This is a genomic window from Pantoea sp. ACRSC (assembly GCF_022346785.1).
Taxonomy (GTDB): Bacteria; Pseudomonadota; Gammaproteobacteria; order Enterobacterales; family Enterobacteriaceae; genus Pantoea; species Pantoea alvi.
The window spans coordinates 118,993-131,878 of record NZ_JAKRNN010000004.1 but is presented as its reverse complement, the minus strand read 5'-3'; the positions used below and the strand labels follow the sequence as shown (position 1 = coordinate 131,878).

13 protein-coding genes, 1 tRNA gene and 2 pseudogenes are annotated in these 12,886 nt (G+C 57.6%); 3 read left to right on the top strand and 13 right to left on the bottom strand.

Features of this window, described 5'->3' with window-relative positions; translation table 11 throughout:
• Positions 1-61: 61 nt before the first annotated feature.
• On the bottom strand, positions 62-1,258 hold the full coding sequence (locus tag MHZ97_RS06785) for an MFS transporter (protein ID WP_239313947.1): 1,197 nt from the start codon (positions 1,256-1,258) through the stop codon (positions 62-64).
• A 76-nt stretch (positions 1,259-1,334) separates the two neighbouring features.
• Positions 1,335-1,877 carry a TetR/AcrR family transcriptional regulator gene (locus tag MHZ97_RS06780; protein ID WP_103796818.1) on the bottom strand — a complete coding sequence of 181 codons (543 nt, stop codon included), beginning with the start codon at positions 1,875-1,877 and terminating at the stop codon, positions 1,335-1,337.
• Positions 1,878-2,078: 201 nt separating this feature from the next.
• On the opposite strand from MHZ97_RS06780, the gene MHZ97_RS06775 reads away from it, so the two are divergent.
• The 3 genes and pseudogenes from MHZ97_RS06775 (at position 2,079) to MHZ97_RS06765 (ending at position 3,664) form a co-directional block, all read left to right on the top strand.
• A complete protein-coding gene (locus MHZ97_RS06775) occupies positions 2,079-3,290 on the top strand; it encodes an MFS transporter (RefSeq protein WP_239313950.1) in 1,212 nt (403 codons plus the stop codon).
• A gap of 18 nt (positions 3,291-3,308) precedes the next feature.
• Positions 3,309-3,407: pseudogene (locus tag MHZ97_RS06770) on the top strand (2-amino-thiazoline-4-carboxylic acid hydrolase); the annotation flags it as partial.
• A gap of 47 nt (positions 3,408-3,454) precedes the next feature.
• The gene (locus tag MHZ97_RS06765) at positions 3,455-3,664 is read left to right on the top strand and encodes a hypothetical protein (protein WP_374044234.1); all 210 of its coding nucleotides are present in this window, start codon (positions 3,455-3,457) and stop codon (positions 3,662-3,664) included.
• A gap of 237 nt (positions 3,665-3,901) precedes the next feature.
• On the opposite strand, the gene MHZ97_RS06760 is transcribed toward MHZ97_RS06765, so the two are convergent.
• From MHZ97_RS06760 to MHZ97_RS06715, 11 genes and pseudogenes are all read right to left on the bottom strand, one after another.
• A complete protein-coding gene (locus MHZ97_RS06760; RefSeq protein WP_239313953.1) occupies positions 3,902-4,426 on the bottom strand; it encodes a gamma-glutamyltransferase in 525 nt (174 codons plus the stop codon).
• Between the two features lie 82 nt (positions 4,427-4,508).
• Entirely contained in the window at positions 4,509-5,489 is a 981-nt protein-coding gene (locus MHZ97_RS06755; protein WP_239313971.1) for an ABC transporter ATP-binding protein, read from the bottom strand.
• Positions 5,486-6,466: an ABC transporter ATP-binding protein gene (locus tag MHZ97_RS06750; protein WP_239313973.1), complete on the bottom strand. Its 981-nt coding sequence runs from the start codon at positions 6,464-6,466 to the stop codon at positions 5,486-5,488. Before MHZ97_RS06750 ends, MHZ97_RS06755 begins: the two co-directional genes overlap by 4 nt.
• The gene (gene opp4C / locus MHZ97_RS06745; RefSeq protein ID WP_239314190.1) at positions 6,463-7,410 is read right to left on the bottom strand and encodes an oligopeptide ABC transporter permease; all 948 of its coding nucleotides are present in this window, start codon (positions 7,408-7,410) and stop codon (positions 6,463-6,465) included. Before opp4C ends, MHZ97_RS06750 begins: the two co-directional genes overlap by 4 nt.
• Positions 7,410-8,369: an ABC transporter permease gene (locus tag MHZ97_RS06740; RefSeq protein ID WP_239313976.1), complete on the bottom strand. Its 960-nt coding sequence runs from the start codon at positions 8,367-8,369 to the stop codon at positions 7,410-7,412. Before MHZ97_RS06740 ends, opp4C begins: the two co-directional genes overlap by 1 nt.
• 53 nt (positions 8,370-8,422) lie before the next feature.
• Positions 8,423-10,084 (bottom strand): ABC transporter substrate-binding protein, encoded by a 1,662-nt coding sequence (locus tag MHZ97_RS06735; protein ID WP_239313979.1) that lies wholly within the window; start codon positions 10,082-10,084, stop codon positions 8,423-8,425.
• Positions 10,085-10,399: 315 nt separating this feature from the next.
• Positions 10,400-11,452 carry an LLM class flavin-dependent oxidoreductase gene (locus tag MHZ97_RS06730; RefSeq protein WP_239313982.1) on the bottom strand — a complete coding sequence of 351 codons (1,053 nt, stop codon included), beginning with the start codon at positions 11,450-11,452 and terminating at the stop codon, positions 10,400-10,402.
• Between the two features lie 31 nt (positions 11,453-11,483).
• Complete coding sequence (locus MHZ97_RS06725) at positions 11,484-11,768, bottom strand: LLM class flavin-dependent oxidoreductase (protein WP_255729130.1); 285 nt, start codon at positions 11,766-11,768, stop codon at positions 11,484-11,486.
• Between the two features lie 77 nt (positions 11,769-11,845).
• Positions 11,846-11,911, bottom strand: a pseudogene (locus MHZ97_RS22295) (hypothetical protein); the annotation flags it as partial.
• 611 nt (positions 11,912-12,522) lie between these two features.
• Positions 12,523-12,598, bottom strand: a tRNA-Asn gene (locus MHZ97_RS06720).
• 21 nt (positions 12,599-12,619) lie between these two features.
• Positions 12,620-12,832, bottom strand: a complete 213-nt coding sequence (locus tag MHZ97_RS06715; protein WP_239313985.1) for a hypothetical protein — start codon at positions 12,830-12,832, stop codon at positions 12,620-12,622.
• Positions 12,833-12,886 lie beyond the last annotated feature (54 nt).

Below are 12,886 nucleotides of genomic sequence, written 5' to 3'. Positions count from 1 at the left end.
CTCGGCCGCCGTTTTTTTTGATTTCACCTACGGGGGCATTACTGGCGGGCTGCGAAACCCGCTAAGCTGATTGCTCCGCCTCAGGCGCCTTCCGGCTGCCCGCCGCCCCGGCGCAGAACAGCGCGATCACCACCAGCGCCAGCACCGGCAGCATCGCCATGCGCAGCCCGGCGTGCTCGCCGATAAAGCCCAGCCCCGGCGGTCCCACCAGAAAAGCCAGATAGCCGAGGGTCGCCGCGATAGTGACGCGAATCGCGCTGTTGTTGCCGTCGCCTGCGGCGGAGACCGTGAGCGGAAAGCCGAGCGCCGCGCCGATGCCCCAGAAAAGCACGGCGGCGGCGGCCAGCCACGAATTGTCCGAGAAAATCACCAGCATCAGGCCGAGCGCGGCGGAGAAGGCGCTGGCGCGCAGCATCCAGACGCGGCCGATGCGATCGACCACATAGCCGCCGAGAAAGCGGCCCAGCGTCATGCCGGCGGTAAAACCGGCATAGACCAGCGTGCCCTGCGTATGGCTGAGGTTATGGCCATCGATCATCAGCAGCGGCAGCCAGTCGTTGGCGGAGCCCTCCGCCAGCGCCATCGCCAGAATCACTACGCCGAGGATCAGCAGCTGGCGATCGCGCAGCTCATGCCGCACCTGCGCGATAAAGCCGCCGCTGTGCGCCTGCTCGCTGCGTTCGCCGTCGCTGGTCGCCGGCAGATGGCGCAGCGCGACGGCGATAATCAGCACGTTGCAGAGCAGCACGGCGGCAAAGTGCAGGCTGGTGCTGATATCCGCTGCGGTCATCGCCAGCCCTGCCAGCGCGCCCGCCAGCGTGCCCAGGCTGAAAAAGCCGTGGATGGTGGTCATGATTGATCGGCCCAGCGCCCGTTCGAACGCGGCGCCCTCGACGTTGATCACCACATCCATCAGCGCCGTGCCGCTGCCCAGCAGCGTGAGGCTGGCAAAGACGCCCAGCGCGCTCGTCAGCGTCAGGCTCAGCGCCATCAGCACCAGTCCACCCAGCAGCAGCACCATGCCGTAGCGCATCACCCGCTGCGTGCCGAGCTGGGCGATCAGCTTGCCGGCCAGCAGCACGCCGAGCATTGAGCCGCAGGAGAAGCCAAACAGGATCATGCCCATCAGCTCGGTGGAGGCGTGCAGCGTATCGCGCATAAAGGGCGTGCGGCTGACCCAGGAGGCCCAGGTAAAGCCGGGAATAAACATCAGGCCGAAGATGGCCCACTTGCCACGGGTTTGCTGTTGAGGCGTCATCACGACTCCTGTTTGTCGTACGGATGTACGAGAGGATAATACAAAAATGGCGCGACGCGAGGGGAGAGGCGAAATTTTATTGCCGGGTCGGGTCAGCTATTTTCTGCACCGCGCGCAGAATGGCGTCGCGGCTCATCGGCGCGTCGTTTAGCAGGTTATGGATGGTTAAACCTTCAATCAGCGCATCCAGCGCGCAGGCGGTCTCCATGGGAAAGCAGAGGTGCAGCGAGGCGCGGCTGCGCGACATCCACAGCTGTAGCAGCTGACGAAACGGCGCTTTGCGCGCCGCCAGCGAATAGAGCTCAAAGCTGAGGATCAGATGGCGCTGGCTGGCCCAGACGTCGCCGCAGATCAAATCCACTACCGCTTCGCAGGCGTCCGCGCGATCGGTCGCGCTCTGCATGCGCTGGCGGAACGCCTCGGAGATGGTATCAACCATATAGCTGAACGCACCCATCAGCAGCAGATCGGTTTGCGGAAAGTGGTAGGTGAGGGTGCCAGGGGAGAGGCCCGCCAGATCCGCCACCCGGCGATAGGTGGTGCCGCGCACGCCTTCGTTAATTATCACCGTCAGCGTCGCGTCCAGAATGTCGGTTTTAATATCCCGTGTAACGGCCATCTACTGCTCTCACTTCTCTGACGTAAACCGGGTAAGGATAACCGCTCGGCGGCAGCAAAGCATGCGGCGCGAGCGGGATCCAGCTGGGCAGCGCGCGCCACTGCGGTTATGATTTTGCCCTGAACGATATCGACAGCAGCCAGCGGCAGGGAGGCACTATCAGCAGCTTAAGCATCAGGGTCGGCAGCAGGGAGCGCGGCCGTGAAGATTAACACTCCGCGCCACGCCTTTCACTACGCGCCGTTTCGCCACCTCTTTTTCGCTCGTACGCTGACGGTGCTGGGCAACAGCGTCGCGCCGGTGGCGCTCGCCTTTGCGGTGCTTGATATGGGCGGTTCCGCCGCCGATCTCGGCGTGGTGGTTGCCGCGCGTTCGCTGTGCAACGTGCTGTTTCTGCTGTCTGGCGGCGTACTGGCGGATCGCTATTCGCGCAATCGGGTGCTGCTGCTCGCGTCGCTGGTCGCCGCGCTCTCCCAGAGCTGCGTCGCCTGGCTGGTGCTTGAGCAGGCCGCAACGCTTGCCAGCCTGACGCTGCTGAGCGCCGTTAACGGGGCGGCTGCAGGCATCGCGCTGCCCGCCTCATCGGCAATGGTGCCGCAAACCGTGCCGGCGCAAAAGCTGCGCCAGGCCAACGCCTTTATTCAGTCGGGCGTCTATGCGGGTACCATCATCGGCGCGTCGCTGGGCGGCATGCTTACCAGTACGCTGGGCGCTGGCTGGGGGCTGGCAGTGGATGCGCTGGGCTTCGCGCTGGCCGCGCCGCTCTACTACGCGGTGCGCACCGGCGCGCAGGCGGCGGCATCCGCCGCGACGCTCTGGCAGGATCTGCGCGACGGCTGGCGGGAATTTACTGCCCGCAGCTGGGTCTGGGCGGTGGTGGCGCAGTTCGCCGTGGTTAACGCCGCCTTTACCGGCATGGTGATGGTTCTCGGCCCGGTTATCGCCGACAGCGCATTTGGCCGCACCCGCTGGGGCGTAATGATTGCGGCGCAAAGCGTCGGGTTAATTATCGGCTCCGGCATCGCGCTGCGCTGGCGTCCGCGGCGCGCCATGTTCACCGGCGTCATGCTGGTGGCGCTCTGCGTCTTTCCCATGCTGCTGCTGGCAGGTGGTGCGCCGTCCGGCTGGCTGATGGTCGCGTTCTGTATCGCCGGGATGGGGTTCGGTCAGTTCGGCGTGATCTGGGCGCAGGCGCTGCAAACCCATATTCCGCGCGATCGGCTGGCGCGGGTGTACGCTTACGACGCGATGGGCTCTTTTATCACCATTCCGCTGGGCGAGCTGGCCGCCGGGCCGCTGGCGATGCGATTCGGCAACCAGACGGTGCTGCTGAGCTGCGCGGCGGCGGTGCTGGCGGCGACGCTGGCGGCCTGTCTGGTGCCAGGGATACGCCGGTTGAGGCAGCGCGAGTAGCGAAGGCAACAACCGCAGATTGAAGCCGAAATTATCAAACCGATTTATGACGTCCTGGTGCGAGAGCTCGGGAAGGCTCAGGCGCTGACTGGAGAAGCCATTGAAAGCGCGGCTATCAAGGTCGTCACAAAGTACAACCAATTGACCTTCATGCCTGCTCTGAATTGCATATTGAACAAGGCCCGATCCTCGAAAAAACTCGCACGGATAGTGGTATTGTTCATGCCGCCATGGGGCAGCGATGGTTTGAAGTCACCCTTCAGGGTTTTGCCGCGCATGCGGGCATGACACTAATGGATTTACGGCAGGATGCGATGTGCGGTTTTGCGGAAATGGATAGCAAGAAGTGGCTTTATTGTGGCAGGCACGGCTGAAAGCCTCGCAGAGCGCATGGCGCTTTGGTACCAGCAGCGTGCCGTGGATGGATTTGTGATCATGCCACCCTGGCCCGGGGCGGCAGATGCCTTTTTTAATCACGTTATTCCACTTTTACAGGAAAGAGGAATTTTCAGGGAAGCCTATGAACACGACACTTTACGCGGCCATTTGGGTCTGCAGTGAACCGTTCTGAAAGCCGGGTACTGCAGGCCAAAATGTGTGCCGCGCTGACCTTAAAATCCTGGCGCTTGCCCATCACGTCGGCTGTCGCTGGCCGCGACATAGCCGTGGTCTGGACTCTCTGAAAGTCGCCAGATAAACTGTCCGGCACCGAAATCCATGTAGAGATCGTAAATGGATTTCAACTGATGTCCGCGATCCTTTAGTTGCTGTGTCACATCCGTGTCAAAACGGTTTTCCAGGTCCAGTGTGAAATCGCGATTCACTTTCCAGCGTGGAGCATCGCAGGCAGCTTGCGGTTGTTGCTGATAATCCAGCATGGGAACCACCGTTTGCACATGCCCCTGTGGCTGCATATCCTCGCCCATTACGCCGAAACTCATCTGTGGCTGACCATTTTGCGTGAGGAACGCCGGAATGATGCTATGGAAAGGGCGTTTACCCGGCGCTAGCACATTGGCTGATTTAGGATCGCTAGAAAAACCTGCCCCCCGGTTTTGTAAGCTGATGCCATATTCCGGCACCACCACGCCTGAACCAAAGCCCATATAGTTAGACTGAATAAAGGACACCATCATGCCGCTCTCTCAACGCTGGGGATCGGATATCACTGAGATTAAGTGACCGCCATTGCCATCTCTTTGCGATGTCTGGTGAGGCTTAATCTTTGTTAAACTGAATAAAATGACACGCCACCCGGTGCCCTGGCGACACTTCACGTAATTCCGGCACCCTCTCACGGCACTGCGCTTCTGCCTGCGGGCAGCGTGACGAGAAGCGGCAGCCGGAGGGAGGCCGTGACGGATCCGGAATCTCCCCGTTAATCACCGCGATGGGTTCATGTTGTGGGTCGAGCGTCGGTACGGCGGCCAGTAGCGCCTGTGTGTAGGGATGCAGCGGCTGACTAAACAGGGCGTCGCGGCTGGCGGTCTCCACCAGTTGCCCGAGATACATCACAGCCACATCATCGCAAAGATGTTCCACCACGCCGAGATCGTGCGAAATAAACAGGAAGGTGACGCCATGGTCATCGCGCAGATCGGAAAACAGGTTGATGATCTGCGCCTGAATGGAGACATCGAGCGCTGAAATTGGCTCATCGGCGATAATAAAGTCCGGGTTGAGAATCAGTGCCCGTGCAATGCCAATGCGCTGGCGTTGTCCCCCCGAGAATTCGTGCGGGAAACGCGGGTAATGCTGTGGAGCCAGCCCGCATATCTTCATCACCGCGATCACCCTGTCGTACAACTCCGCTCGGGTGCAGAGTTTATGCGCCAGTAGCGCCTCACCAATGGCATCGCCGATACGCATACGCGGATTGAGGGAGCTGTAGGGATCCTGAAACACCAGCTGGATTTTAGGCCGCAGTGACTGCATTTCCCGCGCCGTCAGCGTCGACAGGTCCTGCCCCCGGTACTTAATCGTGCCAGCGGTTTTATCATGTAACCCCAGCACTGTGCGGCCTACGGTAGTTTTGCCGCTGCCGGATTCGCCGACAAGACCGAAGATGGTACCCGGGCGGATGCGAAAGCTGACACCGTCAACGGCACGAAGCTGCCCGGTTTCCTGACCAAACAGGCCATCGCGTATCGGGAAGTGCTTCTTCAGCGCGTCCACTTCAATTATGTATTCAGAACTCATGCGAAAGATTCCACTTTTTCACGGTGAAAACAGGCGGCCTGCCGCGTTGTACCCACCAGCGGTGGTATGCCTGTCCGGCAGATTTCACTGGCGCGATCGCAGCGATCAAAAAAAGCGCAGAATGGGGGCAGCGCGGCAAGGTCCGGCACTTGGCCGGGGATGGAGTAGAGCCGCCGTCGCCGCTCGCCGGGAACCGGTCGGGAGGCGATCAGCCCCTGGGTATAGGGATGCAGCGGATTACGCAGTACCACTGCGGTGGGGCCGTATTCAACAACCCGCCCGGCATACATCACGACTACCTGCTCCGCCATCCGGGCAATGACGCCCAGATCATGGGTGATCAGCATCAGCGCCATCTGGCTGGCACGGGCCTGATCGCGCAGCAGACGCAGAATCTGGGCCTGAACGGTGACGTCCAGCGCCGTGGTTGGCTCGTCGGCAATCAGCAGTTTCGGCTGGCAGCTGAGTGCCATCGCAATCATGATGCGTTGCAGCATGCCGCCGGAAAGCTGGTGCGGGTAGCTGGTCATCAGACTCTCCGCGCGCGCCAGCCCCACGCGGCTAATCAGCGCGATCGCCTGCTGCCAGGCGGCTTTAGGCGATTCCCCCCGATGGCGAATCAATGGTTCGCACAGCTGCTCGCCAATGGTCAGCACCGGATTCAGGGCGCTCATTGGTTCCTGAAAAATCATCGCCAGCTGGTTGCCTCGCAGGTCGGCCATCCTGGCGGGATTGAGTGTAAGCAGATCCTGCCCCTGGAAGCGGATGGCTCCGCCGTCAATACGCGCGGCCTGCGGCGGCAACAGTCCCATCAATGACATGGCGGTAACGCTTTTGCCACAGCCGGACTCGCCGACAATACCCAGGGTCTGTCCGGCATGAAGAGTAAAGGAGACCTCCTGCACGGCCTGCACACGCCCCTGTTCGGCGGCAAAGGAGACGGATAACTGTTCGAAGGTGATCAGTGGCTGGCTCATTTCTGCCTCCGTTTCATGCGGGGATCGAGCGCATCACGCAAGCCGTCGCCCAGTACGTTAATGGCAACCACGGTAATAAAGATGGCGATACCCGGTGGCATCCACAGCCACGGGCGACGCTGGAAGTCGATCAGGCTATTGGCGGCATCCATCATATTGCCCCAGGAGGGGGTCGGCGGGACGACGCCAAGACCGAGATAGCTCAGCGCCGACTCGCTCAGAATGGCGTTCGCCACTGCCATCGTCGCCATGACCACCAGAATCGGGATGGTATTGGGCAGCAGATGACCAAACAGGCGGCGACGCGATGACAGGCCCAGTACCTGCGTTGCCAGCATAAAATCACGCTCGCGCAGGGAAAGGATTTGCCCGCGCACCAGCCGAGCCAGTTTAGGCCACTCCAGCAGGCTCAGCATGATGACCACCATATAGATGCGCGCATCCGCTGAGAAATCGAGTTCCGACAGCATGGCGCCGGCGACAATCAGCAGCGGCAGGCTGGGAATAGTCATGACCAGATCGGCCAGACGCATAATCAGCTTGTCGGTCAGGCCACCCGCGTAGCCCGACACGGCACCGAGCAGATAACCCAGCGTCACCGACAGCAACATCGTCAGCAGGCCAATGGTCAGCGAAATGCGCCCGGCAAGAAGCAAACGGGTGTAGACGTCCCGCCCCAGGAAATCGGTTCCCAGCCAGTGCTGCACCCCTGGCGGTTTGTTGATCATCAGGGCATCCGTGGCGTCATTCTGCCACGGCGACCAGATCGGCCCCAGCACGCACCAGATCGCCATGACAATCAGTAAAACCAGGCACACCATCGCCAGAGGATTGCGCCGTAATGCCTGCCATGCCTGACGCCATGGTGAGGACGTGGCCTGGGCCAGTGCCGGTATTACCGCTTTGCGCAGGCGGCGTTGCGTGGAAAAAAGTGAACTGATCATCATGAACTCACCCGAATACGCGGGTCAGCCCACGCGTAAAGCACGTCGGCCAGCAGATTGCCGAGGATAGTTAATACCGCCAGAAACAGCGTGAAACCCATCAGCACCGGATAGTCACGGGCAGCGAGCGAATCGATGTGGATATGTCCTGCACCCGGCCAGTTGAAGACTTTTTCGGTGATAAGGGCACCCGAGAACAATCCCGGCAGCTCAAAGCCGAGCAGGGTAATGATCGGCAGCAGCGCATTGCGTAACGCATGTTTCATGATCACCGTGCGTTCGCGTAAACCTTTTGCCCGGGCAGTGCGGATAAAATCCATTTTGATGACGTCGAGCATGCTGGCGCGAAAATAGCGCGTCAGGCTGCCCGCCTGCAACATCACCAGTGCCAGCACCGGCAGCATCAGGTGGGCCGCCACCTGGCCAATATAGGCCCAGCCGCTGTCATCACTGCCGGTGTTGGTCATGCCGCCGACCGGCAACCAGTGCAGGTCTACCGCGAACCATTTGATTAACAGCAGGCAGAGAAAAAAGGTTGGAAAGGACATTGCGGCAAACACCAGCACGCTGACCAGATGATCGAACCACGAGTTGGGTTTGATTGCCGACGCGATACCGGCGGCCAGGCCAATTCCCCAGTAAAATACCAGTGCGACACTGGCGAGCAGGAAGGAATTCCAGACGTATTGGTTGAGCAATTGGGTGACAGGAATCTGGTATTGCAGTGAGAAACCCAAATCACCCCGCAACAGCTGGCCGAGCCAGTGCAGATAGCGGGTGAGCAGGGGCTGATCAAGGCCGTAAATCGCCTTCAGCTCAGCCGCGCGCGCGGCGGTCAGCGTCACGTTGCCATCAATAAAGTCACCGGGTGTCTTTGCAAACAATATAAAGATGATAAAAGAGGCAAACAGCAGCATGGGCAGGGTGTTCAGCAGCCGCCTCAGGATAAAATTTCTCATGGTCTTCTCATATCAGCCGTCAGGAAGCCCTGACGGCTGAACAGTTGGCAAGGTTACTTAACGATTCTGACGTCCGGCAGACTGCCGGTCAGGCCGTTATAGATATCCGGTTTAAAGCCGGTCACGCGGGCGCTGCTGGCAGAGAGGATCTGGCGATAGCCGAGCAGGATCACCGGTGGGTCATCTGCCAGCACTTTGTACAGCTGGTGGTAAATCGGTTTGCGCTGTGCCACATCCAGCACTGCATTGCCTTCATTAATCAGCTTATCCACCTGAGGATTGTTATAGCCGGACTCCTTAGCCTCGGTGCTGTAGTAATCCCATACCCCGTCATGCGGATCGTTTAACGTGCTGGTACTAAAGGACGCCAGGTCGTAATTGCCCGCTTTGCGCTGGGCCATCAGCGCATTGAAGTCCACCACCTGGGGTTTCAGCAGCACGCCAATTTGTTGCCAGTCCTCTTTGGCGATCGGGATGAGCGCGTCGTTCAGCACTTTTTTGCTTGCCAGTAAGGTCAGTTCAAGGCGTTTGCCGTCCTTTACGCGAATACCATCGGAACCGGGTTTCCAGCCCGCCTCATCAAGCAATTTTTTCGCCTGTGCCGGATCGTATTTGTAGGGATTCACGCCATCCGGGTTATACGCCCAGGAGATGGGCGCGATAGGTTCGATGGCAACCTTGCCGTACCCCTGGTACACCACATCGATTAGCTTCTGACGATCCAGCCCATAAATCAGCGCCTGACGCACCTTCGCGTCCTGCAACGCCGGGCGGCGAACGTTGAACTCGACTTTACTGTAATCACTGGACCCGTAGAGGTTGATATTGGCAAAGCCGAGCAGTTTCAGCTGTTCAATATCATCCGGTCGTGAAGTAAAGGCGTCGTAATCCGTTTCACCGGTCTGGAACAACTGGAAATTGGTTGAGGGGTTAGTGACGCGATAAATAAAACGAGGCGTTGGCGGTGTGCCACGATAAAAGTGGCTATTGGCATGAAAACGAATTTCCTGCCCGGGGATGTATTTGTCATAGACATAGGGGCCATTGCCCAGCGGTTTGCCATGCAGTGTGCGCAGATAGTCAAGATTGCCACGCTGATAGCCTTTGCCGTAATAAGCTTCCGACAGCACCGGCCCGCCAATTTTTGCCAGTGTGGTTGCGCCAGGTTGTGTGGTGGTGATCTGGAGTGTGAGGGGATCGATGACTTTCAGGCCACTGACGCTGTCGGCTTTACCTGCTTTATATTCTGCGCCCCCGGCAATATTCGCGAGGGTGATGTCGGTGTCACCATCATATTTCGGGTCGTACAGGACGGTAAGGGTAAAGGCGACGTCTTTGGCGGTGAGTGGGGAGCCGTCGCTGAACCTCAGATCGGGGCGCAGCTTAATGGTATAGACGTTGTTATCCGGGCTTACCGTCCAGCTTTGCGCCAGACCCGGCACCAGATTGCCGTGGCTGTCCCAGTCTATCAGGCGTGAAAAAATGACGTTGGTGACATTTTCATCCCAGCCGTTGACAAAAAAGTAAGGGTTAAAAATCCCCTGAGGTTCAGAAATACCCGCTACCACCGTGTCTTTGCGCAATTTCGCCGCTGCCGGAATCTGGCTGGAATCGGTGGCCGGGGTGATACCCTCTTTTAGGGCATCGTCGGCAAACGTCAGGGCGCTGAAAGCTGCCAGACTGCTGAAGAGTGCTATTTTAAGTCTGAACTGCATGCTTTGTTTGCTTATTAAACTGACCAAAAGAGATCCCTCAAAAATATAATGGCAAAGTTCATTTACAAAAACTGAAAATTAATCTTCCCCTGATCCGGTGTCTAACAATCAAACGCTATAACAAATAACGAAATGTCCTTATGTCATTTATGGGTAAGCTTGGGAATAATTTTCTTTATTACAAGAATGCGACTCAGATCAACGTTACGGCACAATAAAAAGATCGGTTACGAATCCGGACGTCCGCGCTATTTTTAACGCGTTAAGCCGGAATGCTGCGGAAAAGACATTTGCCGCTGACTTTCATTGTGGATTTCAGTCGGGCCCAACGTCGTATGAGACATGCGGCAGTGCTGTCCAGCCCAGCTCCGGCGCAATCAGCGTCGCAAAATCGCTGATAATCTGGCTGTACTCCGCATAATGCAATTCATAAGGCAGTTCGATTCTCAGCTCATTCACCAGATGTAAGACGGGATCGTTAAACAGCCGTTCGAGAATCTGCTCCGCACTGCCCACGATATCCTGAGAGAACAGGGTGCGTCGGGAGCCCTGGGGTGCCAGAGTGCGTGGGTAGCGGCTGGCGGCAAACTGCTGATAATGTCTGCGGGTGGTGGCATCCGCACTGTCGGTGGGAATGATGACGCGTCCCAGGGCGATGCGCGCCGCACGCCGACCCGCAGCCGCGAGATTTTCACGATACAGCTGGATTTGCGCCCGCTGTGCCTGGTAAAAATCATCCGTTTCTTCACCGGAGGTGAGATTACCCGCGAGCAGATTAAACCCGTGGCTGCCAGCCCAGCGCGCCGAGCGAAGTGATCCTCCGCCATACCACAATCTGTCGACCAGACCTGCAGCAAAGGGCTGAACACGCGGGCGTTGCGTATTGCCGGGTGAGAGAATGACCGTATTGTCATCGCCGAAGAAGCGGCCACTCAGGTTATCGCGCAGAGTCAGGACGCGCTGGTAAGAAAAATCCTGCTGCTGCCAGGCATCACCCCAGACAGAATGACCGATTAACTCAAGATGATTAGGCGCGCCTGCGCTCAGGCCGACATTCAACCGTCCCCTGGCGAGAATATCCACTGTCGCCAGGTCTTCGGCCAGACGAAATGGACTCTCATAACCCATCTGAATCACGGCGCTGCCCAGTTCTATCTGGCGGGTACGTTGCGTGGCGGCGGCGAGAAAGGTGCTGGCTGATGATATGCCATGTTCCAGATGTCGCTGGCGTACCCAGGCACCATTAAAGCCCAGCTGTTCACCGCGTTCGAACAGCTGCAACGTCTGTTCAAGACCCTGAAGCGGAGCATCATCAGGATAATTCCCGGGTGTCAGAAACGAGATATGCGAGATAGCCGGTTGCGTCATTCTGTTTTACTCATAACGGGGCTTTAAGGCGTCAGCGTGACAACATGCTGGCGATTTTCTCTGCGGCCTGCGGCGGTGTTTCCCCCCAGGAGAGATAGGTGTCGATGTGCTTTGCCGCGACTTCCTGTGCCGCTTCAGAAGAGCCACCAAACCACAGCGGTGGCGGGGGATATCCGCCATTGCTCAATGCCAGCCTGGCGTTCTCAATATCCAGGTGTTCCCCTTTGAAGCTGACATTTTCCTGATTGAGCAGGGGACGTAATACCTGCAAAAATTCGTCACTGGGATCATATCGGGCATCGTGATCCAGGTGCATGCCGTAAGCGCCCAGCGGGCCATTTTGGCTAGCAGGGTGGGTGAGATCAGACCCGGCTGGATAGCAATCAGGAATTTCATGCGTTCGGTATAGGGAATGAGTGACGCCCCCAGAATCCAGGGATCATGTGCACCGGTCGCCAGCAGCGCGCCGGTAAAACCCAGATGATCTACCGCGCGGGCGACCTGCTGGAAATAGGGCGGTCAGATACCAATAGATTTCCACGGTGGTTCTCAAAGCAATAAAAACAGGAGCCAAAGGAATAACAAAGGGTTATTGCGAGGGGAAATACTAATTATGGCAAAGTTTATCCATATCCAGGCTTAAGGTTATTTATCAATCCGGGTTGTAAATGTTGTTAAAATAAACGCGACCCTAAAGGGCGTTGTTTATGCGTTATTAACAGTGATTCGGTTTAACGTTATATTTTGACGCTTTACGGCGTTAAATAAGGCATCAGCAGGTCGATATCATTGGCAGGAGATACTGATTGCGCTTTTTTGTCAGGCAATGTTGTCCGGGGTGGGTATCAGTTACCCGCTTGCCCATCTCAGGCTGGCATCATCACAATCAGAGTTTATTAAAGAGGAAAGGTGCTTTGTCTGATAAGAGAGTGATGACGCATCGCGGATCGCTTTCCCTGTGAGTTATTCTCTGTGGTGTTGACTGTCATTGAACATTTGTGGTGGAACATTTGAACAGATATCAGAAAAGAAAAAAGCCCGCTCAGTTTCCTGAGCAGGCTTCTCGAATTTGGCTCCTCTGACTGGACTCGAACCAGTGACATACGGATTAACAGTCCGCCGTTCTACCGACTGAACTACAGAGGAATCGCTTGAACGGGGCGCATATTATCGACCCTCACCGGCCATGTCAAAGCCCTTTTTCACAAAAGCGTTCAACTGCTGAAATAACCGCCAGAAGCTGCTGCGCTGGCCGAGAGCTTTGCACCCAGGAAATGGAAAGTATTTTTCCCCGATAGCATTAATGAAAAATGCTGACTGCTTCGGTGTAAAAAAGGGCAGCGCCTGAACGCCGATTCCGGCGCGAAAGAAAGATTTCAAAGCCGCTCACACTTCTTTGCGCTGCCGTTTGCCTGCGCTTTTTTCGAAACGTAT

Bases quoted from the DNA above. Each gene is read 5' to 3' on its own strand.
- MHZ97_RS06780 (WP_103796818.1), bottom strand. From the start codon at position 1,877: ATGGCCGTTACACGGGATATTAAAACCGACATTCTGGACGCGACGCTG.
- MHZ97_RS06750 (WP_239313973.1), bottom strand. From the start codon at position 6,466: ATGAGCCAGCCACTGATCACCTTCGAACAGTTATCCGTCTCCTTTGCC.
- MHZ97_RS06730 (WP_239313982.1), bottom strand. From the start codon at position 11,452: ATGACGCAACCGGCTATCTCGCATATCTCGTTTCTGACACCCGGGAAT.
- MHZ97_RS06725 (WP_255729130.1), bottom strand. From the start codon at position 11,768: ATGCACCTGGATCACGATGCCCGATATGATCCCAGTGACGAATTTTTG.
- MHZ97_RS06740 (WP_239313976.1), bottom strand. From the start codon at position 8,369: ATGAGAAATTTTATCCTGAGGCGGCTGCTGAACACCCTGCCCATGCTG.
- MHZ97_RS06755 (WP_239313971.1), bottom strand. From the start codon at position 5,489: ATGAGTTCTGAATACATAATTGAAGTGGACGCGCTGAAGAAGCACTTC.
- MHZ97_RS06760 (WP_239313953.1), bottom strand. From the start codon at position 4,426: ATGATGGTGTCCTTTATTCAGTCTAACTATATGGGCTTTGGTTCAGGC.
- MHZ97_RS06785 (WP_239313947.1), bottom strand. From the start codon at position 1,258: ATGACGCCTCAACAGCAAACCCGTGGCAAGTGGGCCATCTTCGGCCTG.
- opp4C (WP_239314190.1), bottom strand. From the start codon at position 7,410: ATGATCAGTTCACTTTTTTCCACGCAACGCCGCCTGCGCAAAGCGGTA.
- MHZ97_RS06735 (WP_239313979.1), bottom strand. From the start codon at position 10,084: ATGCAGTTCAGACTTAAAATAGCACTCTTCAGCAGTCTGGCAGCTTTC.